A 23298-nucleotide genomic window follows, 5' to 3' on the forward strand; every position below is an offset into this window, starting at 1 on the left:
ATGTTAGCCATGATTAAGAGGATGGTGCCTGGCAATTTTTTAGTGATGATGAGTTTGAAAGTTTTGGAGCAGTAGCATTAATTGTAACGCTTAAGCAAATTATAAATCGTGATGAAACAATTCTAGAATTGGTTGATTTACCTTTAGGATATATTGCAACTCGAAAAAACATCACAGATAAATGGAAATATCATAAACAGGAATAATTTATAGATTTGATTGTAATAATTTAAAGTTCCTATTTTCGTTAAATCATAATTATTAGTTTTCTTTAAATTTAAAAAAGAAGATTTTTAAAATAAAAAAGCATGAAAGAAACCAAACATATATCAAGATCCAGAGCGCAGGAATCTTCTGCGGCGATCGAAAAAATGTACATTACAATGCGCCATTTATTCAACCGTGGTTTTTATAAACCAATGGGAGTTTCCGGCGATAGTTTAAGAGAATCATTACTGGCATTACGTCCTGAAATTTACGGAAATATTGCCGAAGAAAAAGTAGAACTCAACGGGCTTTTATACGTTATTGAGCGTCTTCCGATAGGGATTGAGCAATGCCGTTTTATCAATCTAACTTCAGATGAAGGCTATTCAAAATCGCATTTTCAGGCCATTGTTCCACCAAAAAGAAGACGAAACTGCTACCGGATTGATGAGGAACAAATGAATGTTGAAATCACGCGTGGACGTTCAGACATTTATGATATTCTGACACACCTGACTTTTATTTTTATCGAATCGCATAAAATAAAAAACAGAGTATTGCTGGACGATGGAGGCGAAGTTTCCCGTGACTGGCTGAAACTGGAACAAGCTGTTTTGCAAACCAAAAAATTACCTTTGGTCGAAAAAGAAAAAGCCATTTCGCATGTTGCTAATATTTTAGGAAGAACATTCGAAGAAGTTTTGGATATTTACGACGCATTTGGTTCAGAGAATGCTCCGGATCGTTTTTTACATGTTATTTATTGGTTAGGAAAACTGGCCATTGAAGAACTGGTTGACAATAATAAACGTACCATTACTTTCAGTCCTGTATTGAGAGAACGTTTAGGACACCATATTCACGGTGAAATCTGGGCAACAAACATCAAGGAAGTTTTAAAAGCCAATAATCTTTTAAAGCGTCCGATTCACGTGATAAGTGCAAACATGCACAGTGTAATGAATTCTATTTTTGCAACTCCGTTGTTGAAATCGAAATTCAAAGACAAGTCTGATTTTTTCATTTATGAAGAATTAAGCAAATCCGGCGCTAAAGAAACCAGAAATATAGTAGAAGAACTGGCACTTAAAAACGGTATGATTTCATTGCCTGATAGTTCAGGAACGAACATCGATGTTCAGATTTTTGATACAGCCAAAATTGACTGGAGTAAAACCGCTTTCGCGAAAGCAAAACTGGACGACGAGAAGCCGGTTATCATCGTCATGGATTATGCGTTTGGTGAGCAGGCCTATGAAACCATTGATGAACTTTTGAAACCGTATAAGAAAGATACTTTACTGAATGTAAAATCAGTTTCGATAATGGGTAAAGCCGGAATTCTGGAAGGCGGAAAAGGCGATATCATGATTCCGACCGCACATATCAACGAAGGAACAGCGGATAATTATTTCTTCGAAAATGAATTGACAGGCAAAATGTTTGAAGGAAATGACATTGCTGTTTTTGAAGGCGCCATGGTTACAGTTTTAGGAACATCGCTTCAAAATCGTGATTTATTGAAATTCTTTCACGAATCAACCTGGGGCGTAATTGGTCTTGAGATGGAAGGTTCGTATTACCAGAAAGCCATACAGTCAGCATCCAAAATTAGAAAAAGCGTGCCGCACGATATCAAAGTAAGATATGCCTATTATGCTTCGGATAATCCTTTGGAAACGGGAAGTACACTGGCTTCAGGCGGATTAGGAACAACAGGTGTAAAACCAACCTATCTGATTACCATTAAAATTTTAGAACAAATTTTCAACGTAAAATAAACGTATAAATGAGTACAAAAGTACCCCATAACAATGAAGATCAGGAAATTGATCTGGCTCAGATTTCGAAAAAAATAGGTAATTTTTTTGACAGGATTAGTGCTTCAGTTTTTAGGACCATTCAGTTTTTTATACACAATTGGATCATTGTTTTAATTTTGGTTGTGGCAGGATTTGGGATTGGAATGTTTTTAGATAAAACGCAAAAAAGCTATGATAATCAGGTAATTGTAAAACCAAATTTTGGCAGTGTTGATTATTTGTACTCGAAAGTGGATTTGATTCAATCTAAAATTCAAATTCAGGATACCGTATTTTTTAAGTCGATTGGAATCTCCGGAGTACCAAAACTTACTAAAATTTCAATAGAACCTATTGTAGATGTTTTTAAGTTTGTGAACAACAACGAACAAAATCTGGAAGTATTAAAATTAATAACAGCAAATGGCGATTTAAAATCGGTTATTAAGGAAACAACTACCACTAAAAATTATCCTTATTACATCATTACGTTTTCAACAAAAGGATTGTCTAAAGATGGCAATCTGGCAAAAGCCTTACTAAATTATATTAATTCGAGTAAATATTATGCTGATATTCAAAAGATTTCAATAAATAACATCAGACAAAAAATAAAACAAAACGAAGAAATTGTTTCGCAGATTGATGGTATTTTGCTGAAAATCTCCAGTTCAGGAAATGCAAATCAGGACAAATTGGTTTATAACAATGAAAACATGCAATTGAACGACATCATCAAAACAAAGGATGAGCTGTTGCGCGAAAATGCAAACTTCAAGGTAGATCTTATTACATCAGACAAAATTGTAAAAGACAGTTCTGTTGTAACCAATATGGAGAGCACGTCAAGTATCAAAGGAAGGCTCAAAATCATTTTACCGGTTTTATTTGTTCTTATTTATCTTTTTTCACTACGATCTGTTCGTTTTTATAAAAAACAGGCAGCACTTGATAAAATTAAAAAATCTTAAAAATCAAAAAATGAATTCAAAATTACTTTCTATTTTAATGCTACTTTTCGTGATGGTTTCCTGTAAACAGAATACAGAAAACGAAACAACTTCAAAAGATAATTTTTCGGTAATTATCGAAGGTGTATTTGCAAAAAATGACAGGCTTCAGGTTTTTTACCTTACAGCTGATAAAGACTGGAACGACGAAAGTTCGATTCATGTTCCGGTATATGCCTCTCCTGAAATGCAAAAATTAAAAATAGAACTTCCTGAAAAAATCAGTCCAACAAACATAAGGGTAGATGTTGGAGAAAATGAATCTCAGTTGAATATTACCTTAAAAAATATTTCGGTCGTATATAAGAATGACACCATAAGCGGTGATTCGGATAATTTTAAAACACTTTTTTACCCTAATGAATTTATCACTTGGGATCCGGTTTATTTTGGCTACAAGCTAAGCAAAATAAATGAGGCATACGATCCGTATTTTATGGGTACCGATTTATTGATTGATAAATTAGAACTTATAAAAGATCAAACAAAAGAGTAATCAAAGTATATTATCAATCCCAATCAGCAGCGTAAAAATTTCAAGATGCATTTTAATTTTAAAATTATTCTGAGTAATGAAAAAATTAGAGAGTATCTTTTTTTTATAGGTATTTTATTGCTGGTACTTTTACCTAAAGGAGGCTTTAAAGTGGCAGGAGTTCCTATTACATGGGGCTATTTATATTTAGGAATCCTTTTTTTACTCACGATAGTAGTTATACTGGATAAAAGGAAATTTCTAATTTCAGCGAAACACTTTTGGTCTTATCTGGCTACATTGCCTTTTGTAGTGTATTTTTCGATTAATTTACTCATTAGAGGTTATGATGGTTCATTAGGGAACCTGATTGCTTTTTATGTGAGTTTTGGTTTTTTGCCTTTACTTTTTTATGTCTTTTTGAGTTCTTTCTTAAAAAAAATAGATCCTGAATATATAGAGAATCTTATATGCAAAGCTGTTTTCTGGGTATCCCTTTACGGTGTTTTATTATTTATTTTTAAACAGCTGACTGGAACTTATATCGAGATTCCGTACCTGACTGTCAATGCCGCCGATTTAGGAACCCTGGAAGGGAAATATAACATGAGAGGTTCATTATCTAAGTTAATTTCGACCTATAATAACGGAAACATCTTTGGAGTTTGTATGCTATTATTGTTTCCTATATTCCACAAACAAAATGTATCTAAGATAAAATTATCAATCGTAATCTTAGCGTTGTTATTAACACTTTCAAGAACAGTCTGGCTTGGGTTGCTGTTTTATTTTATTCTTATTTACAGAGACCAAATTTTTAAACTGGTCAGAATCTATGCTTTTCTGGGACTAATTTTATTTGTTTTTGCTACTTTATTAATGAACAAATATTTCCAATATGGCTCTTTGTCGGGATTTATTTTAGACTCTAATTTAGGAGGAAGAATCAGCCAGATCCGACAGGTTACAGGATTAAGTTTCTTTGGCAGCCAGGTATTCGATTTTATCGAGGAAATTGTGTACTTATCTGTTTTTAAGCAATTCGGAATTGTAGGTTTGCTATTGTTTTGCGTTTCATTTTTTTGCCCAATCTATGTTGCGCTAAACACCAAAAACAATAATTATTATTATCTTTTTGGAAGTCTCACTTATTTATTTGTCTGTCTTAGTGATGGCTGTATGTTGTATATTCCAACTTTAGCTTTTTTCTATTTCGTCAATACGATGATTTTTATTCGTAAAAATGATACCCAGGAGTAAAACATCACAGAAAAAATAAATGTAAATTCCGTATTGACGAACCAATATATTTTCGGTAATAAAGGAAAGCATAAATAAAACAGTGACCGAAAAGTATAAATATTGTTTTTGTTTCAGGGTTTCTTTTATTTTAACAAAAAGAGACCAAAGAAAAGTAACCAACAACACAAAACCACCTTTCAATAAAAAATCCAGATATTGATTGTGCGAGTTTATCCGGAACTTCTTTAATTCGAAATTATCAAAAGGCTGATAACATTCATTAAGCTTAGCCTGAATCAGATTATAATCCATCCCCAAAAAATGGGATTCGTAAATTAGTTTTAAGCTACAAGACCAGCTCGCATATCGGGTAGAATTTGTAAAAGACTCGTTAATCATAAAATCAATGGCATCAAGATAGCGGCGTGATAATAAAACTACAAGTAAAACGACAAATACAACCGCTAATTTTAGTTTGGTATGCACGACTATTTTTTGACTTTTAAGAATTGCAAAACGAAGAATAAGTACAATAAGAAGCCCTAAAATAATATTTCTGGAGTTATAAATTATTAGGCCCGACAGTAAAACCAGAAACATTAAAAAAGAACAAATCTTAAGTGAAACAGGCAGGTTTTTATAATCTGAAAGGTAATCTGCCAGAAATAAAATAGCAATTCCTATCCAGAGGCAAATGTAAGTTCCGTGAATTTTACAATAAAACTCCAGATTATAACGTGCTAAATACCAGTCGAGATGATGATTAGGAATGTCATTGATATAAAACCCAATAAAGTAGCAGCACAATAAACTCAATGCAATACAGTAAGCAAACTGAATTTTTTTTCTGTTTTGAATAAATGAATCTGTTTTATACAAATAATAACTAAGTAAAGGACCTAAAAACAGCAAGAAGCTTTCGCCAATAAGTTTGAAACTTGAGGAACCAAAATAAAATAAACAGTAAAAAGAGAGAACCAGAAACGAAGCAATAAAAGGAGCATTTTTAAACTTGATTTTTAAATCTTTAAATTTAGCCAGAGACAGCAACAGCAAACCGGTTACAATCATAAGCAAAGACTGAATCGCTTCCAGATAATAAATAAATGGTGATATCGCGAGTAAATAAAGCGTTGGAATCAGTATCGTTTTTACAGTAACTTTCATTTTATTTATTCGGTTGAGGTTTAAAAAAGTTTAGCTTTTTTTCTAAAATTACTGCAAAATTAAGATAGAGCGTGATAAACATTTCGGTTACAATTAAGGCAATTATGATTCCGTACACCTTTAGAAAATAACAAAGAATGACACCTAAAAAGACATTTAAAAACAAACCAAACAAGTGAGCCAAAAAATAAGTGTTTTTTTTATGATGCAAGATCAGGGACATATAGGCTGACTGACTTAATGACGCTATTAACGGAATCGGAACCAATAAAATTAAATAATGACTGGATTCCAAAGTAGATTCACTACTTAGGATACTTATGATAAGTGCCGGAAAAAGAATCAGCAGGATGGTTCCAAAACCATAGATTCCGAAATAATAAACAAAAACCGATTTTAAGAATGAGTTGAGTTGTTCTGTTTTTGAAGTTCCTATTGAACAGGCTTTATGATAAACTGCCTGAAATAAAACACTGAGCGATTGTTTGCAAAGCATAATGATTTTTTCGGCAACGTTGTAAATCCCAACCGTTTTAGTATCTAAAAAGAGGCCTAAAATCAAGGTGCTTGAATTCAGCATTGCACAAATTGTCAGATTGGTTAAAAACAGTTTAAATCCTGTTCGGAGTTCCTCTACAATTTCGGATAAAGCGGAAAGGGAGTATTTATAATGACATTTTTTAACCAAAAAAATTGTTGAGAAAACAAATATTAAAATATCCGATAATCCTAAGTAATAAAAGACATATTGATAATCAGATTTCTCAGTTAGGGTGAACATAACGAGAACAATGCAGCTTATTTTTACAATTGTATTAATTATAAAATAAGGTGTCACATTATCCATTCCTATAAAAAAGCAAAGATTGTTTTGAGACCTTGAAAATAAAAAAACAAATAGCGAAAGTGAAAAAACAAATTCATTTATAAGATTATCAAAAAACAGAATAAAGAAAAGTAAAAATAAAACTGAAGGAACAAAGAGTACTACTTTTGTATTAATCACCTTAGAAATATATTGGTTTAATAAAGGAGTACTATCTTTTATTTTTCCAATTTCCAACGGGGCATACGCATACCATGAATAATCATAAAGTACTGAAATAATGTTTATTAATGACAGCGATATAGCAATTAATCCATAAGTGTCAATACCAAACGTTTTAATGTAAAAAGGTATTAACAGTAATGGGAATAATAAATTAATAAAATTTATTCCGAAACTCAGAGAGATATTTTTAAGCACTTTTAAATGAATTGGGTTTCTAAAGTTATTAAGTTAAGGCAAAGTTGATTTTTTATTTTAAGCTTTTACAAATTAAAATCATATTTTTGGAAAAATCAGAAAACTGTATTTTTTTAATGAATAAAATTAGCGAAGGATATAGTATTGCCATTCCGGCTTATGGCAGACCTAATGAGTATGATGAACTGCTTACATCTATTTTTGAAATGGATTTTTTGCCAAATGAAATCATTATTTGCGAGGATTTTTCGAAAGAGAGAGTAGCCATTGGAGAAATTACAGCCAGACATCGAAGCCAGTTTGAAGAAAACAATGTTAAGATAACATATATAGAAAACGAATCGAATTTGGGCTATGATGCCAATATTCGAAAACTTATAGATAAGGCATTGCACAAATGGGTTATTTTGATAGGCAATGATGATTTGTTTTTAAAAAACGGTTTACAGGAAATTGATTTGTTCTGCCAAAAAAATCCAGATGTTGCGATGGTTTCCCGTCCTTTTGTACGTTTTGAAAAAGACATCACTAAACCACTGGGGATTTCTAGTGTATTACCAACTGAAACTATTATAAAAAAAGGAGATTCACCTAAATTAATTTTCAGAATGTGTGGTTTTGTTGGCGGACTGGTAATTAATAAAGGGTGGGCACAACCTTTGGCAACCACTAAATACGATGGCACACTTTATTATCAGATTTATTTAGCAGCAAATGCTTTTTGTACAAGCGGAATAGGGTATCTGGCAAAGCCTTCAGTTGGCGGACGCGCGGGTAATTCTCCTTTATTTGGTGATTCTGAAAAAGATGGAGCGGCACATATTCCAGGAGCTTATTCAGCAAAAGGAAGAGCAAAAATGTGGAAAGGCGTTTTGGATATTGCGAAAGATACAGAACAACTTTACAAAATTGAAATTGCAGAATCATTAAGACAGGAACTCATGGTAAGACAATCGTTTCATGTTTTTGAAATGAATGTTGGTGTGCCTAACAAAACATTAAATGAACTTAAAACAGAATTGAAAAAACTTAATTTATTCAATCATTGGTTACCAAAAACCTTGTATAATTTAAATCTGATTTTCGGAAAAAACGCCTATTATTTTTATTATCTTATTCGGAAATTTGCACAATAAATAACAATGAAAAAAGCCCTAATTAGCGATTGGTATTACGTAAACGGAGGTGCCGAAAAGGTCATTCATTCTATAAATTCCGTTTGGGATGATTTTGACCATTATGCGTTAATTGATTTTTTGAATGAAGAAGACCGGGCCTTTATTTTAAATGGGAAAAAGGTCAAGACGAGTTTCATTCAAAGATTACCTACTGCGAAACAAAATCACCGTAAATTTTTGCAGTTGTTTCCATTAGCTATTGAACAATTTGATTTAAAAGACTATGATCTGATTATTAGTTCATCGTCGTCAGTAGCAAAAGGAGTTCGTACCCAAAAAAACCAATTGCATATTTGTTATTGTCATTCGCCTATGCGTTATGCCTGGGATCTGCAGGATCAATATTTAAAAGATTCCGGTTTAGACAAAGGCCTAAAAGGAATTTATGCGAAATATGTTCTGAATAAAATCAGAAAATGGGATGTTACAAATTCAGATAACGTTTCTTTTTTTATTGCCAATTCAAAATTTATCGCCGAAAGAATCAGGAACATTTATAACAGAGAATCAACGGTAATTTATCCTCCGGTTGAGGTTGATTTTTTTACTTTAGAAGAAAACAAAGAAGATTATTATTTTACGGCCTCGCGTTTGGTTCCGTACAAAAAAACACAATTGATTGTAGAGGCTTTTAATCAATTGCCCCATTCAAAATTAATTGTGGCCGGCGACGGACCTGAATTTGATAAATTGCAAAAAATTGCCAACAATAATATTGAGTTCGTTGGTTTTGTTGATAATAAGCAACTTAGAAAATATTTACAAAAAGCAAAAGCATTTGTTTTTGCCGCCGAAGAAGACTTCGGAATTATTCCAGTCGAAGCACAAGCCTGTGGCACACCGGTAATTGCTTTTGCAAAAGGAGGAGCTCTTGAAACAGTTATTAAAAACCAAACGGGTGTTTTTTTTGAGGAGCAGTCTGCACAACAAATTAAAGAGGCTGTATTAACTTTCGAAAAATTAAAATTTGAACCCAAAACAATTCGGGAACATGCTACGAAATTTTCGAAACAACGATTTGAAAAAGAAATAAAAGAGTTTATCGAAAATAAATACAAACAGTTTTCAAATAATATATAAAAGAGAATTTTGTAAAAAGATAGACGCAAAAATATTTTTATAATTTTCAAATCAATTACATTTGTTGTTTAGAATTAAATAATATGAAAAGAATACTTATCACCGGAGCAGCAGGATTTTTAGGATCGCATTTGTGCGACCGTTTTATCAAAGAAGGTTATTTTGTTATAGGAATGGATAATCTGATTACCGGAGATCTTAAAAACATTGAACATTTATTTAAATTAGAACAATTTGAATTCTATCATCATGACATTACCAAGTTTGTCCATGTTCCTGGTGATTTAGATTATATTTTGCATTTTGCATCACCGGCAAGCCCTATAGATTATCTTAAAATTCCAATCCAGACTTTAAAGGTTGGTTCTTTAGGAACGCATAATTTGTTAGGTTTAGCACGTGTGAAAAAAGCCAGAATCCTGATTGCCTCTACATCTGAAGTTTACGGAGATCCTTTGGTTCACCCACAAACCGAAGAGTATTACGGGAACGTAAATACAATAGGACCTCGCGGTGTTTATGACGAAGCCAAACGTTTTCAGGAATCCATCACGATGGCGTACCATACCTTTCACGGGGTAGAAACCAGAATCGTTCGTATTTTTAATACCTATGGACCAAGAATGCGACTTAACGACGGACGTGTAATTCCGGCTTTTATTGGCCAGGCACTTCGTGGAGAAGATTTAACGATTTTTGGAGACGGAATGCAAACACGTTCGTTTTGTTATGTAGATGATCAGGTAGAGGGTATTTACAGATTATTGCATTCTGATTATGTGTATCCAGTAAACATTGGGAATCCGGATGAAATTACAATTAAGGACTTTGCCGAGGAAATCATTAAACTTACCGGAACCAATCAAAAAGTGGTGTACCATCCGCTACCTATAAATGATCCGTTGCAGCGTCAGCCAGATACTACAAAAGCCAAAGAATTGTTGGGTTGGGAAGCCAAGGTAAATCGTTCCGAAGGAATGAAAATTACGTACGATTATTTCAGATCACTTTCAAAAGAAGAACTTTCAAAAGAAGAGCATAAAGATTTTTCAAATTACATTAAATAATGCGGACAAAAACAGGAAGATATTCAGGTTATATTCGCCCATTCTCCTTTTTGATCGATTTTATAATCATCAATGTTTTTGCGGCATATATCGCTGATTTTCCTGTTGAGCAGCTTGTATTTCCAACAGTTTTAAGTATTGCCTGGTTTAGTATCGCCGCTCAATTGGGCTTTTACGAAGTCTATCGATATACAAAAGTGATTGCTATCCTGAACTGCGCTTTTAAACAAGGATGTTTATTTGCTGTGGTGACATTTGCATTGGCATTTTTTTATGCGAAACAAACCAGTTTTCAGACGATAGGGTTATTCATTTTTATTTCGTTCAGTCTTATATTGGGCGTTAAGTTCTCTATTTATTTTTTTCTGCGAAAGTACCGTGTTTTATTTGGCGGCAATTTCAGAAGAGTCATCCTGATTGGTAAAAGTATGAATGTAGCACCACTGCAACATTTTTTTACTGAAAATTTAGATTACGGCTACCAGCTGATTCAAATATTTGAGTTAGAAAAAGAGAAAGAGGCAAAAATCAATCAGATGTATTCGTTTGTAATGGATAATAAAATTGATGAAATATATTGCTCTATGAGCGATTTAACTCAAAATCAAATGAGTGATATCATTGACTTTGCCGACAATAATTTAAAAACACTAAAGTTTATTCCGGACGAGAAACAGATGTTTTTCCGAAATTTTACTTTCGAATATTACGATTATATTCCGGTAATTTCGCTGAGAGAAATTCGTTTAGATGAAAATTTTAATAAAAATATCAAACGAATTTTCGACATTCTTTTTTCGTGTATTATTATTATCGGAATTCTTTCGTGGTTAGTGCCAATACTCGGTATTTTGATCAAATTAGAAACCAAAGGGCCAATTTTTTTCAAACAAAAAAGAAACGGTCTGAACAATAAGGAATTCGATTGTTATAAATTTCGTTCAATGGAAATCAACGAGCTGGCAGATCTTCATCAGGTTTCAAAAAATGATGCCAGAGTAACTAAAATTGGTAAAATTATAAGAAAAACAAGTATTGATGAGTTGCCACAATTTTTTAATGTTTTATTCGGAGAAATGTCAGTTGTAGGACCCAGACCGCACATGGTCAGTCACACTCAAAAGTATGCGTTACGAATCAATAAGTTTATGGTGCGTCATTTTATAAAACCAGGTATTACAGGTTTGGCTCAAACGCGAGGTTTTAGAGGTGAGGTTGAAAGTGATAACGATATCATCAACCGGGTGAAATACGACATTTTTTATCTGGAAAACTGGTCTATTTTATTAGATATTAAAATCATTTTGAATACGATTTATAATACGCTGAAAGGCGATAAAAAGGCTTACTGATGGCTGATTTAGTTTCTATAATTGTACCAACTTTTAACACTGAAAAATTTATACAGGCAACTATTCAATCGGTTCAAAACCAAACTTATTCTGATTGGGAAATGATTTTGGTTGATGATGCTTCTACAGATGAAACGGTCAATATAATAAAAGAATTTGCCCAAACGGATCATAGGATAAAACTACATAAATTAGAAAAAAATTCCGGAAATGGTTTCGCTCGAAATTTCGCTGTACAAAAAGCTTCAGGAAAATATATCGCTTTTCTGGATGCAGATGATTTATGGTTTCCGATAAAATTAGAGAAACAGATAAACTTCTTGAAAAAGCATAATTTATCTTTTACCTTCAGTTTTTATGATTGGATAGATGAGGAAGGAAATCCTTTAAATAAAAGAATCGAAGCGCCGTTGAATTTGACTTACAAACAATTGTTCTACTGCAATTATGTTGGTAATTTAACTGCTATTTATGATACGGAATATTTTGGGAAAATTATACTCGAAACCACCCAAAAAAGACAAGATTGGCGATTATGGCTAACGATTTTAAAACAAATTAATCAGGCTCAGCCAGTTCCAGAAAGTTTGGCTTTTTATCGAATTAGAAGAGATTCTATTTCGTCTTCAAAATTCAAATTAATAAAGCACAATTATAGTGTTTATAGAGATTTTCACGGCTATAATTTTATATTTTCTTTTTTATTGATGATTCGGTTTTTGTTTACGCAGTTGTTTGTAAAACCGTCTTATACGAGGAAAATTTAGTTTTTTAAAAAGATATAAATTATTTTTTATACCCAATTTTCACTCTTTCAACTTGGTTTTCTTTTTTCTCTGTTAATTCATCCAGATAAGAAAAAACCAACTCTATATTTTTATCGTGGTTTTCTAATTTCTTTTGAATCTGAAGAATGTCAATTTTGATTTCGGTCGTATCAAAAAGCATTTGTCTCACTTTCGTGAAAATGCGCATAATCTGAATATTGGTCTGGATTGCTTTATCGCTTTTTAATATGCTCGAAAGCATTAAAATGCCATGTTCAGTAAAAGCAAAAGGTAAATATTTTTGATGAGTTCCTCTTGTTTTCTTTAAGGTCGCAATTTGCGACCTTAAAGAGTTGGATTCATTTTCGGTGAGCTGAAACATAAAATCTTCAGGAAATCTTGACAAATTTCTTTTTACTTGCTCATTCAATCTTTTCGTTTCAACCCCATAAAGCAAAGCCAAATCACGATCAAGCATCACTTTTTGATTGCGGATAAAATATATTTTGTTCGAAATAGTTTCTTCAGAAAGTAAAGATTGTTCGGCCATAAGTTTTTAATTAAAAAAAACAAATGTAAGATTTTATCTATATTAAAGAAAAGATTTAAACTGTTTTAGTTTTCCACGATTCGTTCTTTCTAAAACTTTTTTTCGAGTAAAACTAAAATTCAAATTAGGTTCAAGATAAATTGAAATCGCTTCTTTAATCTTTTGAATCTGTTCTGTAGTTAATGCTTTTTCAGAAACATATTCGATTTCGAAAGTATCTAATGTGGTTTGTTTGATGATAAATTCTTTTACATTTCCATCGTCTTCGATAATACTTTTCGTTACATAGTAAAAAGTCAATCCTGGCGATTTTTTCCCGCTAGGTAAAATAGCGACATCGTTTGTTCTTCCAATTAGTTTTTTTAGAATTGGTTTTTGCAAAGTGCTTTTTTCGTCCAAAATTCCAATATCGCCAATATCGTATCTAATAAATGGATGCGCTTTATTGAATAACGACGTAATCACAATCCGGCCTTCTTTTCCGTATGGCAAAACCTGATTATTTTCGTCTAAAATTTCTACAAAAAGGGTTTCAGCATTGATTTGCCATTCACCTAAAGTGTTTTCAAAAGCAATTAAATCAAGCTCAGAAGCCCCATATTCGTTGACAATCGGAATTCTGAATTGTTTTTCTAAAAGTTTTTTATCCGATTCAAAAAGCATTTCTGAAGTGACAAAACAAGCTTTCAGAGTGGGACAAATTTCATTCAGAATAAGATTTCTTTGTTCTAAAAATTTAGCAAATAAAACAATCGAACTTGTATAACCATTAATATAATCGAATTTTTTTGTTTTGAATTTTTCCAGAAATTTTTCCAGAACTTCATCCGATAAATCGAAAACAGGAAATCGAAAACGACGACTCAAAAAATCTTTTAAACGTTCTTTGTGGTATCCAACAAAATCCATCGGAATACCATAAAAACGAGCCTGATACGAATGATTAAAATCAATTCTAAACCAGCCAAAACGCATGATATTCGAAGCCCAGGTCAAGGCATGAGAATATTTATCTTTTGCAAAAACAAAGGGAGTTCCGCTGGAACCTGAAGTTTTGTTGAGGTACACATTTTTTAAAGTAAAGCCTTTTGAAAGCCTTTCGTTCAATGGTTTTTGCAAATTCTGTTTGTTCAAAACCGGTAAATCTTCCCATTTTGGAGCGATTTTATTACCCACTAATTCCTGATAAAAAAGGTTATTTTGCAAATGAAAATCGACAATTTCTTCTTTTTTATTTTGAAGAAAAAGCGCGTATTCTTCTTCTGATAAGTTTACAATTCTATCCAATTCAGCTTTCGCTTTCTTTATCGGAAAACCATTTAGCTGAAGCGAAATATCGAAAAGTGATAGCATTTTGAGGATAAATTTCATCAAAAATAATATTTACCAGTTACTAACAGCGAAGAATCAACAACTTTTTAAGATTTAATTATTTTTTACGTACAAAAGCAATTATTTTTGCACCACAACTAAATACAACGATACGATGACAATTTTACTATTAGGATCAGGAGGAAGAGAACATGCTTTTGCTTGGAAAATGATTCAAAGTCCGCTTTGCGAAAAACTTTTTGTTGCACCAGGAAATGCGGGAACAGCTGGAATTGCAACAAATGTTGCGATGTCTCCAACCGATTTTGATGCCATAAAAGCATTTGTAATTCAGGAAAATGTAAAAATGGTTGTCGTAGGACCAGAAGATCCATTGGTAAAAGGTATTTACGATTATTTTAAAAACGACGAAAGTTTACAGCATATTCCGGTAATTGGGCCATCAAAATTAGGAGCTCAACTAGAAGGAAGTAAAGAATTTGCCAAAGAATTCCTGATGAAACATAACATTCCAACTGCAGCTTACGACAGTTTTACAGCTGAAACGGTTGAAAAAGGATGTGATTTTCTGGAAACATTGCAACCTCCTTATGTATTAAAAGCGGATGGATTAGCAGCAGGAAAAGGAGTTTTGATTATTCAGGATCTTGAAGAAGCGAAAACTGAATTAAGAAACATGCTGGTTCATGAAAAATTTGGAGCAGCAAGTTCAAAAGTAGTTATCGAAGAATTTTTGGACGGAATCGAATTGAGCTGTTTCGTTTTGACTGACGGTAAAAACTATAAAATTTTGCCAACAGCAAAAGATTACAAAAGAATTGGTGAAGGCGATACAGGTTTAAATACAGGCGGAATGGGAGCAGTATCTCCAGTACCTTACGTAGATGCTGTTTTGATGGAAAAAATTGAAACGCGTATTGTAAAACCTACAATCGAAGGTTTCCAGAAAGACGGAATCGAATATAAAGGTTTTGTATTTATTGGTTTGATCAATGTAAAAGGCGAACCAATTGTTATCGAATACAATGTGAGAATGGGTGATCCGGAAACAGAAGTTGTGGTACCAAGATTAGAATCAGATTTGGTTGCGTTGTTTCAAGCGGTTGCAAACCAGGAATTAGGTTCTTTCGAATTAAAAGTGGATCCAAGAAGTGCGACTACAATTATGGTTGTTTCAGGAGGATATCCTGAAGATTTCGAAAAAGGAAAAGTAATCACCGGTTTAGAAAGCATTACCGATTCGATTGTGTTTCATGCAGGAACAAAATTGGATGGCAATAATGTCGTTAGTAATGGAGGTCGTGTATTGACCATTACTTCTTATGGAGATGATTTTCAACAAGCCATAAAAAAATCTTATCAAAACATAGATAAACTAAGCTTTGATAAGATGTATTTTAGAAAAGATATTGGTTTCGATTTAATCTAAAAAAGAAACATTTCTAACCCTTTTCGAAGGGTTAGTCTTTTTTTATTTTAAAAAAGAGTGAGCTGTAGTATCTTGGTTTTCTGTTCCAGCATCATCAAAAATACGTAATTGTTTGATCCAATATACGATTGCAGCACTACAGATAATCATGAAAATCCAGTTGATTGTGTTTGCACCAAACCAGGTTACAAGTTCTAATGAACGTAAAAAGTCAAGCGGAGCAAATAAAATGTTAACGAATAAGTATTGTATTCCTTCGAAAAAAGCTGTCATAATTTATAAAATTATATGTTATTTATTGTTTTGTAACGCATTGAAGTCAAAATTCAAATAAAAGAATCTTTTTTCAACTTGTTGGTTTTCCTTTTTAAACAAGTATTATATTTACAATCACAAAAGTATAAAATATCCTTATGATTACAAGTGTTTTTAGAAAATCTACACCATTAAATTATTCTTTGGTCGTAATTTTAATACTGGTTTTCTTTTTTCTTTATCAAATTCAGGATCCATCCTGGGCAACTTCTTATTTTTTGGCCTTTCAAAAAATAGTTTTGTTGTGCTTTATTTTAGCATCTTTTTTTCTGGTAAATTTTGTTGTTAAGAAGAACGGCCTCAGTAAAGACAATGGTTACGCTACACTTTTCTATTTATTATTCTCACTGTTTTTCCCCACGATATTTAATAATCCGAATGTTATTTATGCTAACTTTTTTGTGTTGCTGGCATTCCGAAGATTGATTTCGTTACAATCCTTAAAAGCTTCAAAAGAAAAGATTTTTGATGCTTCTTTTTGGATTTTGGTGGCCGCTTTGTTCCAGTTTTGGAGTATTCTTTTCCTGATTTTGGTTTTTATATCGATAATTTTTCATGCTTCAAGAGATTATAGAAACTGGGTTTTGCCTTTTATTGCACTTTTGGCGGTATCCATTTTGTTTTTAATGACCTCTTTAATTTTTAATTTTGATGCCGTAACGTTTATCGAGCAAAGAGCAGTTGTTGATTTCAGAATCGATTATTTTAAAAATAATTACGAAAACGGAGCACTCTCCATTTATGTGGCGGTGGTGTTGTTTTTTGTTTTCTCAATGTTAACGACACTTTCAAACAGACCACAAATTGTACATTCGTCTTTCAAAAAAGTAGTAGCTTATTTTGTTTTGGCCGCTTTTATTTATATTATTTCACCAGAGAAAAGCAATGATATTTTGTTGTTAACAATTCCTCCATTAGCAGTAATGGCTGCTAGTCATATAGAATATGTACAGCAAAAACTGAATAACGAAATTGTATTCTATGTATTGATCCTGTGTAGTTTATTTACTTTTTTCTCCCAATTATAATTTACTTCCGTAAGCTAAATCACCCGCATCTCCAAGACCAGGAACAATGTAATTCTTTTCATTAAGTTTTTCGTCAAGAGAGGCCACCCATAAGTGACAGTTTTCCGGAAGATTTGCCTCAAGATGCGCAATGCCTTCCGGTGCGGCAATAACTACCACAATATGAATTTCAGCAGGAGTTGCATTCTGAATCAGTTTTTCGTGAACGGCAACAATAGACTGACCTGTTGCCAACATCGGATCCAGCAATAAAACCGTTTTGTTGTTGATGATGGAAAGGGCTTGATATTCAACCAGAATTTCAAATTCATCATCATTATTCGGATGATGTCTGCAAGCAGATACAAAGCTGTTTTCCGCATGATCAAAATAGTTTAGAAAACCATTATGAAGCGGTAATCCAGCGCGTAAAATCGAACATAAAACTAAATCATCATTTATTTCTGTAGTTTTTTTAATGCCAAGCGGCGTTTGAATTTCGACATTTTTATAAGACAAATTTTTACTCAGTTCATACGCCATGATTTCGCCAATTCGTTCTATATTTCTACGAAAACGCATACTGTCATTTTGAATATTAATATTTCGGATTTGACCTAAAAAATGGTTTAAAACACTATTATTTTCAGAGATATAATGAATTTTCATATTTAATTTTTAAAATGTTGAATTGGAAAGAATACCAAACCGAAAAAATATTCGTTTTTTTCGTACTATAAAAGTATAAAAAGTATCTTTGTAACTCTAAAAAATAAAGACATGTTTTCAAAATTAGCATATTCGGTTTTCGAACAAAGTATCAAAGATTATCATCAATATGATAGTGTAGATCAGCCTATAAACAATCCTTTTCCAAAAGATAAATTCGAACATTTATTATATTTAAAAAACTGGATTGACACCGTTCAGTGGCATTTTGAGGATATTATTCGCGATCCGCAAATTGATCCTGTAGCTGCTTTAACATTAAAAAGAAAAATCGACGCATCGAATCAGGAGCGTACCGATATGGTAGAATATATCGATAGTTATTTTTTGCAAAAATACAGCCATGTTCAGGTAAAAGACGGAGCAAAAATAAACTCTGAAAGTCCTGCCTGGGCTTTTGACAGATTGTCTATTTTAGCGCTAAAAATTTATCACATGCAGGAAGAAGCTACTCGTACTGAGGCTTCGCAAGAGCACAGAGATAAATGTCAGGAAAAATTAAATATCCTTTTAGAACAAAGAACAGATTTATCAACTGCAATTGATGATTTACTTGCTGATATCGAAAGTGGCGAAAAATTCATGAAAGTGTACAAACAAATGAAAATGTACAATGACGATGATCTGAACCCGGTTTTGTATCAGAATAAGAAATAATTAGGGAAGCTATTTTCAGCTTTTCATTTCAATTCCTCACAAAAAAAATAGAGTTTCTATTGTTCAAAAAAGAGCTTCCGTTGGTCGCTTTTTTTAAACAAGAAACTTTATTTTTTTTTGCTCCGGGATTTTCATTTCAATCTGGGCTAAAAAAAAAGCGAAGTATAATATATTGACATTTAATCTATTAACGGGATTTAAAGTATAAAACATTTTCAATTTAAAATAAAAAAATTGTCAAACAAAATTCAACATATAGCCGTCATGCGACTCTCAGCAATGGGAGATGTCGCCATGACGGTTCCTGTTTTACGCGCTTTTGTAAAACAGTATCCAACGGTAAAAATTACGGTAATTTCCCGCCCTTTTTTTAAGCCTTTTTTTGATGGAATTCCGAATCTTGATTTTTTTGCTTTTGATGAAAAAGAGCGCCATAAAGGTTTTCCTGGACTTTTAAGATTATTTAAAGACGTCAAAAAACTCAAAATTAATGCTTTTGCAGATTTGCATAACGTTTTGCGTTCTAAGATTGTGAGTTTACTTTTCGCTTTAAGCGGAAAAAAAAGAGCTACAGTTGACAAAGGCCGTGAAGGTAAAAAAGAACTGACACGTCACGAAAATAAAGTTTTTGAACAGCTCCCAACCATGTTCGAAAGACACGCAAAAGTATTTGAAGAATTGGGTTTTCCATTAGATTTATCGAATCCTGAATTTCCTGAAAAGGCAAATTTAAGTGCTGATCTTTTGGAAATTATCGGAAAAGAAAATTACAAATTAATCGGGATTGCGCCATTTGCCCAGTACGATTCAAAAGTATATCCGATTGATTTAATGACAGAAGTGATTACAACATTGGCACAAAATAAAAACTATAAAATTTTGCTTTTTGGAGGGGGAAAGAAGGAAATCGAAATTCTGGATTCGCTTGCAAAACCATTTGAAAACGTAATTAATATGGCTGGAAAAATTAAATTTCAGCAAGAATTACAACTTATTAGCAATCTCGACGTAATGCTTTCTATGGATTCCGGAAACGCACATATTGCCGCTATGCTGGGTGTAAAAGTGATCACGCTTTGGGGCGCAACACATCCGTACGCAGGATTTTTACCTTTTAATCAGAGTTTAGAAAATGCTTTGACTTCAGATCGAAATCAATTTCCAAAATTACCAACTTCGGTATATGGAAATAAAATGGTTGAAGGTTACGAAGATGCGATGAGAACGATTCTTCCGGAAGATATAGTTGCTAAAATTCAAACTCAATTTTAAAACAGAATTAAACCCAAACTTGTCATTCCGTAGGAATCTCTACGATCAGTTGGAGTTTTGTTTGTAGAATCACTTTGCTGAGATTCCTACGGAATGACAAGTTTGGGTTGGTTTTTCCTGATTTTTAAAAGATACAGTTTGTCATTCCGTAGGAATCTTAGCAAAGAGTTCTTTTAGATTTCTACGGAATGATAAAGTGGTTAAAAAAATTGCTTCGCCTGTTCGCTAGCACTCGGTTCCAAACCCCAATGATAAGTTGGAATTTGGAATTTTTTTATTGTGATTTAATTTTATATATATTGGATTTTCAACTACAACCAAATCTTCTCATCCCGGCAACGTTCATAAATATAATTTTTTAAGTTCGAAATGGTCTCTTCATAATTTGGTGCTTCAAAACCAAATCGTTCGTGCTCCATTTGTTCTTTTTCAATCGCATTGCATCCTTTTATGACTTCTTTGATCATGTCAAGCATAGCGAGTTCTTTGTTGTTGGTTTTCTGAAATTTAAACTCCACGATTTCATCCTGCAATTCTTCACAATATTCTATAAGTTTTTCGACTTCAGGTTCCTCCAAAAGATGTTGCTTATTTTTAAAAATTTCCCGAACTGATTTCATAAATAATAAATATTAAATTCCAATAAAAAAATTCCAAATTCCAATTTGACAAAGACTGTGAATGATGATAAAACAAAAAAATTCCAAATTCCAATAGTAAGTTTGGAATTTGGAATTTCAATTTTTTTGGAATTTTAACTTTTACACATCATCAAAATCGATATAAATCGTCTCCGATGTTGGATGTGCCTGACAAGTCAAAATCAAACCTTCGGCAATTTCTTTATCAGTCAAAATAGAGTTTTTGGTCATCTCTGCGCTTCCTGTCGTAACACGCGCCAGACAGCTGCTGCAAATTCCGCCCTGACAGGAATAAGGAGCATCGATTCCTTGTTTTAAGGCTGCATCAAGAATAGTTTGTTTTTGCGACATTTCGAAAGTAGCTTCTTCATCATCAACCAAAACGGTAATTTTTGTATGTCCTTCTAATGAAGTTTTGATTTCGTGTTCTTGTGAAGAAGAAGTAAAAAGTTCAAACTTAATAGCCGATTCTTTTACATTTTTCTCTTTCAAAATTCCAGAAACGGTATCAATCATTTCTTCCGGACCACACAAATAGAATTTATCAAATTGCAGCTCTTTGTGTTTGTTGTTCAAAACAAAATTCACCGCCGATTTGTCGATTCTTCCAAACAAAGCATTTTCGGCTTTAGCCTGACTATAAACATAATGCACAAAAAAGCGACCTACATATTGCAATTGCAAATCATGTAATTCCTGGTGAAAAATAGTATCTTCCGGAGTTTTGTTTCCGTAAACCAATACAAATGAGCTTTTTGGCTCACTTTTCAAAACCGATTTTAAAATTGAGATTGCCGGCGTAATTCCGCTTCCGGCAACAAAGGCGGCGTAATTTCGTTGTCTTTCAGCGTCTGGTTCAAAGGTAAATTTTCCTTCAGGATGACCTACTTCAAGTACATCACCAGCCTTAAGTTTTGTGTTTGCAAATTGCGAGAACAAACCGTTTTTAACGGCTTTAACAGCAATTCTTAATTCGCCGTTTTCTGGAGCAGAACATATAGAGTAAGCGCGTCTAATTTCTTGATTATCAAGAGTTAATTTTAAATTAACGTATTGTCCGGCTATAAATTTATAATCTGATTTTAGTTCTTCGGGAACATTAAAAAGTACCGAAACTGCATTGGCAGTCTCACGTTTTACCTCTTTAATTATGAGTTTTAAAAATGAAGGCATGATATATAATTTTATGCAAAAGTAGCAAACAGAGACTAAATCTCAGGCACGAAATTATTTTTTTTAACTTTTTTTGTAACGTTTTCTTACATTTGGTATCTTACTACAAAACCAAAAAACAAAACCATGATTAAAAAGTTTATTTATCTCGAATGGAAAGCCTTTACCCGTTCAGCTTCCTTTGGAACAAATCTCGCCATGAAAATCTTAATTGGATTTTTGATGGCTTATTTTTCAGTTTGTTTTATAGCTGTTGGAGTTTTGCTTTTTTATGGACTCAAAGAAATGAATTTAGATCCATTTGTTACAATCAATAAATTTTTGATTTATTATTTATTGTTCGATTTACTGGTTCGACTCCTGATGCAGGCAATTCCGGTTCTCAATATCAAACCCTTATTGGTGCTGCCGTTTAAGAAACCAACTATTGTGCATTTTTCATTAGGAAAAACAGCCTTGTCATTTTTCAATTGGGTTCACGCCTTGTTTTTTATACCCTTTTCGGTTGTTTTAATTATGGAAGGATATGATGTTTTAAGCGTAATTTGCTGGAACCTGGCGATTTTTTCTTTGATATATATAAATAATTTCCTGAATATTATCCTAAGTAATATCGACAAATTATTTGTAGTTTTTGTTGTTTTGATTCTGGGTTTAGGAGCCGCTCAATATTATAAACTATTTGATGTTACTGTTTTTACAACGCCTTTTTTTCTGGGATTATATGCAAAAAAAGCATTGTTTCTTATTCCATTTTTAATCCTGATTGGTTTGTATGCTTTTACTTTTAAATATTTCAAAAACAATTTATTCTTAGACGCAGGACTTTCTAAAAAAGAAGATATTGCCAAAACTGAAAATTTAGTGTGGCTGAATCAATTTGGGACTTTAGGAACCTTCCTGAAAAATGATATAAAATTGATCAAAAGAAACAAAAGATCGAAAACGACAATTTTGATGAGCGTTCTCTTTTTGTTCTACGGATTGATCTTTTTTGCAAATTCACATCAGCCACCTGTGATGCACATTTTTGCCGGAATTTTTGTTTCGGGCGGATTTTTATTTGTCTTCGGGCAGTTTGTACCAAGTTGGGATAGTTCGTATTACCAATTAATGATGACACAAAACATTCCGTATCGCGGATATATTACGTCAAAATGGTGGTTAGTTGTAATTGCAACTGCGGTCTCAACAGTTTTAGCTTCTTTTTACCTTTTTTATGGTTTAGAAACGTACCTGACTATTGTTGTAGGCGCCATTTATAATATAGGAGTCAACTCGCATCTGGTACTTTTAGGAGGTGCTTTTACTAAAACACCAATCGATTTGAGTGCTGCAAGCGGAGCTTTTGGTGACAAAAAAGCATTCAATGTAAATGCGATGTTATTGACTTTACCCAAATTATTATTGCCCTTATTATTGTATTGGATTGGACTTCATTTTGGAGACAAAACAGTAGCACTTACTTTAGTGGCAGGAGCAGGAGTACTGGGTTTTATCTTCAGAAATAAAGTATTTTCTCTTATCGAAAAAAGATACAAAGTCGAAAAATACAGTACGATTCAGGCTTACAAACAAAAAAATTAATTAGTCAATTTAA

General features: G+C 32.8%; 22 protein-coding genes. 14 read left to right on the forward strand and 8 right to left on the reverse strand.

From position 1 onward, the window contains the following. The first annotated feature begins 308 nt into the window (after positions 1-308). Genes GON26_RS05455 through GON26_RS05470 form a run of 4 tightly spaced genes read left to right on the forward strand, consistent with a single transcriptional unit; the run spans position 309 to position 4754 of the window. Positions 309-1988, forward strand: coding sequence for a DUF6909 family protein (locus tag GON26_RS05455; RefSeq protein WP_160373717.1), 1680 nt, complete (start codon positions 309-311; stop codon positions 1986-1988). Between the two features lie 8 nt (positions 1989-1996). Continuing rightward, positions 1997-2980: a hypothetical protein gene (locus tag GON26_RS05460; protein ID WP_160373718.1), complete on the forward strand. Its 984-nt coding sequence runs from the start codon at positions 1997-1999 to the stop codon at positions 2978-2980. A gap of 10 nt (positions 2981-2990) precedes the next feature. Further along, positions 2991-3515: a hypothetical protein gene (locus tag GON26_RS05465; protein ID WP_160373719.1), complete on the forward strand. Its 525-nt coding sequence runs from the start codon at positions 2991-2993 to the stop codon at positions 3513-3515. A 45-nt stretch (positions 3516-3560) separates the two neighbouring features. Then, on the forward strand, positions 3561-4754 hold the full coding sequence (locus tag GON26_RS05470) for a hypothetical protein (RefSeq protein WP_160373720.1): 1194 nt from the start codon (positions 3561-3563) through the stop codon (positions 4752-4754). On the opposite strand, the gene GON26_RS05475 is transcribed toward GON26_RS05470, so the two are convergent. Together GON26_RS05475 and GON26_RS05480 are read right to left on the reverse strand one after the other, a co-directional pair. After that, a complete protein-coding gene (locus tag GON26_RS05475) occupies positions 4692-5903 on the reverse strand; it encodes an O-antigen ligase family protein (RefSeq protein ID WP_160373721.1) in 1212 nt (403 codons plus the stop codon). The two genes, GON26_RS05470 and GON26_RS05475, sit on opposite strands and share 63 nt — an antisense overlap. A gap of 1 nt (position 5904) precedes the next feature. Next, entirely contained in the window at positions 5905-7149 is a 1245-nt protein-coding gene (locus GON26_RS05480; protein WP_160373722.1) for an oligosaccharide flippase family protein, read from the reverse strand. Positions 7150-7265: 116 nt separating this feature from the next. Here GON26_RS05480 and GON26_RS05485 point away from each other — a divergent pair, with 116 nt between their 5' ends. The 5 genes from GON26_RS05485 to GON26_RS05505 all read left to right on the forward strand — a co-directional run bounded on the left by GON26_RS05485 (position 7266) and on the right by GON26_RS05505 (position 12593). Beyond that, positions 7266-8285, forward strand: coding sequence for a glycosyltransferase family 2 protein (locus GON26_RS05485; RefSeq protein ID WP_160373723.1), 1020 nt, complete (start codon positions 7266-7268; stop codon positions 8283-8285). Positions 8286-8291: 6 nt separating this feature from the next. Beyond that, complete coding sequence (locus GON26_RS05490) at positions 8292-9407, forward strand: glycosyltransferase (protein WP_160373724.1); 1116 nt, start codon at positions 8292-8294, stop codon at positions 9405-9407. 83 nt (positions 9408-9490) lie between these two features. Beyond that, positions 9491-10474 carry a UDP-glucuronic acid decarboxylase family protein gene (locus GON26_RS05495; RefSeq protein WP_160373725.1) on the forward strand — a complete coding sequence of 328 codons (984 nt, stop codon included), beginning with the start codon at positions 9491-9493 and terminating at the stop codon, positions 10472-10474. Beyond that, positions 10474-11826: an exopolysaccharide biosynthesis polyprenyl glycosylphosphotransferase gene (locus GON26_RS05500; protein ID WP_160373726.1), complete on the forward strand. Its 1353-nt coding sequence runs from the start codon at positions 10474-10476 to the stop codon at positions 11824-11826. Before GON26_RS05495 ends, GON26_RS05500 begins: the two co-directional genes overlap by 1 nt. Then, complete coding sequence (locus GON26_RS05505) at positions 11826-12593, forward strand: glycosyltransferase family 2 protein (protein WP_160373727.1); 768 nt, start codon at positions 11826-11828, stop codon at positions 12591-12593. Before GON26_RS05500 ends, GON26_RS05505 begins: the two co-directional genes overlap by 1 nt. Positions 12594-12612: 19 nt before the next feature. Here the strand turns inward: GON26_RS05505 and GON26_RS05510 are convergent, their stop codons facing one another. Beyond that, positions 12613-13143: an ORF6N domain-containing protein gene (locus GON26_RS05510; RefSeq protein WP_160373728.1), complete on the reverse strand. Its 531-nt coding sequence runs from the start codon at positions 13141-13143 to the stop codon at positions 12613-12615. Between the two features lie 42 nt (positions 13144-13185). Beyond that, entirely contained in the window at positions 13186-14496 is a 1311-nt protein-coding gene (locus tag GON26_RS05515; protein WP_160373729.1) for a phenylacetate--CoA ligase family protein, read from the reverse strand. 133 nt (positions 14497-14629) lie between these two features. Between GON26_RS05515 and purD the strand changes: the two genes are divergently transcribed. Beyond that, positions 14630-15904 (forward strand): phosphoribosylamine--glycine ligase, encoded by a 1275-nt coding sequence (purD, locus tag GON26_RS05520; RefSeq protein ID WP_160373730.1) that lies wholly within the window; start codon positions 14630-14632, stop codon positions 15902-15904. Positions 15905-15946: 42 nt separating this feature from the next. Here the strand turns inward: purD and GON26_RS05525 are convergent, their stop codons facing one another. After that, positions 15947-16177: a DUF6341 family protein gene (locus GON26_RS05525; protein WP_160373731.1), complete on the reverse strand. Its 231-nt coding sequence runs from the start codon at positions 16175-16177 to the stop codon at positions 15947-15949. 140 nt (positions 16178-16317) lie between these two features. Between GON26_RS05525 and GON26_RS05530 the strand changes: the two genes are divergently transcribed. Beyond that, positions 16318-17247 (forward strand): DUF6427 family protein, encoded by a 930-nt coding sequence (locus tag GON26_RS05530; RefSeq protein ID WP_160373732.1) that lies wholly within the window; start codon positions 16318-16320, stop codon positions 17245-17247. Here GON26_RS05530 and upp read toward each other — a convergent pair. After that, positions 17242-17895 carry a uracil phosphoribosyltransferase gene (upp, locus tag GON26_RS05535; RefSeq protein WP_160373733.1) on the reverse strand — a complete coding sequence of 218 codons (654 nt, stop codon included), beginning with the start codon at positions 17893-17895 and terminating at the stop codon, positions 17242-17244. The two genes, GON26_RS05530 and upp, sit on opposite strands and share 6 nt — an antisense overlap. Positions 17896-18006: 111 nt before the next feature. Between upp and GON26_RS05540 the strand changes: the two genes are divergently transcribed. Both GON26_RS05540 and GON26_RS05545 read left to right on the forward strand, forming a co-directional pair. After that, the gene (locus GON26_RS05540; protein ID WP_160373734.1) at positions 18007-18612 is read left to right on the forward strand and encodes a DUF4254 domain-containing protein; all 606 of its coding nucleotides are present in this window, start codon (positions 18007-18009) and stop codon (positions 18610-18612) included. 264 nt (positions 18613-18876) lie between these two features. Further along, positions 18877-19884 (forward strand): glycosyltransferase family 9 protein, encoded by a 1008-nt coding sequence (locus GON26_RS05545; protein ID WP_160373841.1) that lies wholly within the window; start codon positions 18877-18879, stop codon positions 19882-19884. Between the two features lie 311 nt (positions 19885-20195). Here GON26_RS05545 and GON26_RS05550 read toward each other — a convergent pair whose 3' ends face one another. After that, positions 20196-20504 (reverse strand): hypothetical protein, encoded by a 309-nt coding sequence (locus GON26_RS05550; RefSeq protein ID WP_160373735.1) that lies wholly within the window; start codon positions 20502-20504, stop codon positions 20196-20198. A 141-nt stretch (positions 20505-20645) separates the two neighbouring features. After that, entirely contained in the window at positions 20646-21698 is a 1053-nt protein-coding gene (locus GON26_RS05555) for a ferredoxin--NADP reductase (protein WP_160373736.1), read from the reverse strand. 126 nt (positions 21699-21824) lie between these two features. Between GON26_RS05555 and GON26_RS05560 the strand changes: the two genes are divergently transcribed. Next, the gene (locus GON26_RS05560; protein ID WP_160373737.1) at positions 21825-23285 is read left to right on the forward strand and encodes a DUF5687 family protein; all 1461 of its coding nucleotides are present in this window, start codon (positions 21825-21827) and stop codon (positions 23283-23285) included. Positions 23286-23298 lie beyond the last annotated feature (13 nt).

Source organism: Flavobacterium hydrocarbonoxydans (assembly GCF_009789235.1).
Taxonomy (GTDB): domain Bacteria; phylum Bacteroidota; class Bacteroidia; order Flavobacteriales; family Flavobacteriaceae; genus Flavobacterium; species Flavobacterium hydrocarbonoxydans.

Bases quoted from the DNA above. Each gene is read 5' to 3' on its own strand.
- GON26_RS05455 (WP_160373717.1), top strand. From the start codon at position 309: ATGAAAGAAACCAAACATATATCAAGATCCAGAGCGCAGGAATCTTCT.
- GON26_RS05460 (WP_160373718.1), top strand. From the start codon at position 1,997: ATGAGTACAAAAGTACCCCATAACAATGAAGATCAGGAAATTGATCTG.
- GON26_RS05465 (WP_160373719.1), top strand. From the start codon at position 2,991: ATGAATTCAAAATTACTTTCTATTTTAATGCTACTTTTCGTGATGGTT.
- GON26_RS05470 (WP_160373720.1), top strand. From the start codon at position 3,561: ATGCATTTTAATTTTAAAATTATTCTGAGTAATGAAAAAATTAGAGAG.
- GON26_RS05475 (WP_160373721.1), bottom strand. From the start codon at position 5,903: ATGAAAGTTACTGTAAAAACGATACTGATTCCAACGCTTTATTTACTC.
- GON26_RS05485 (WP_160373723.1), top strand. From the start codon at position 7,266: ATGAATAAAATTAGCGAAGGATATAGTATTGCCATTCCGGCTTATGGC.
- GON26_RS05490 (WP_160373724.1), top strand. From the start codon at position 8,292: ATGAAAAAAGCCCTAATTAGCGATTGGTATTACGTAAACGGAGGTGCC.
- GON26_RS05495 (WP_160373725.1), top strand. From the start codon at position 9,491: ATGAAAAGAATACTTATCACCGGAGCAGCAGGATTTTTAGGATCGCAT.
- GON26_RS05500 (WP_160373726.1), top strand. From the start codon at position 10,474: ATGCGGACAAAAACAGGAAGATATTCAGGTTATATTCGCCCATTCTCC.
- GON26_RS05505 (WP_160373727.1), top strand. From the start codon at position 11,826: ATGGCTGATTTAGTTTCTATAATTGTACCAACTTTTAACACTGAAAAA.
- GON26_RS05510 (WP_160373728.1), bottom strand. From the start codon at position 13,143: ATGGCCGAACAATCTTTACTTTCTGAAGAAACTATTTCGAACAAAATA.
- GON26_RS05515 (WP_160373729.1), bottom strand. From the start codon at position 14,496: ATGCTATCACTTTTCGATATTTCGCTTCAGCTAAATGGTTTTCCGATA.
- purD (WP_160373730.1), top strand. From the start codon at position 14,630: ATGACAATTTTACTATTAGGATCAGGAGGAAGAGAACATGCTTTTGCT.
- GON26_RS05525 (WP_160373731.1), bottom strand. From the start codon at position 16,177: ATGACAGCTTTTTTCGAAGGAATACAATACTTATTCGTTAACATTTTA.
- GON26_RS05530 (WP_160373732.1), top strand. From the start codon at position 16,318: ATGATTACAAGTGTTTTTAGAAAATCTACACCATTAAATTATTCTTTG.
- upp (WP_160373733.1), bottom strand. From the start codon at position 17,895: ATGAAAATTCATTATATCTCTGAAAATAATAGTGTTTTAAACCATTTT.
- GON26_RS05540 (WP_160373734.1), top strand. From the start codon at position 18,007: ATGTTTTCAAAATTAGCATATTCGGTTTTCGAACAAAGTATCAAAGAT.
- GON26_RS05545 (WP_160373841.1), top strand. From the start codon at position 18,877: ATGCGACTCTCAGCAATGGGAGATGTCGCCATGACGGTTCCTGTTTTA.
- GON26_RS05550 (WP_160373735.1), bottom strand. From the start codon at position 20,504: ATGAAATCAGTTCGGGAAATTTTTAAAAATAAGCAACATCTTTTGGAG.
- GON26_RS05555 (WP_160373736.1), bottom strand. From the start codon at position 21,698: ATGCCTTCATTTTTAAAACTCATAATTAAAGAGGTAAAACGTGAGACT.
- GON26_RS05560 (WP_160373737.1), top strand. From the start codon at position 21,825: ATGATTAAAAAGTTTATTTATCTCGAATGGAAAGCCTTTACCCGTTCA.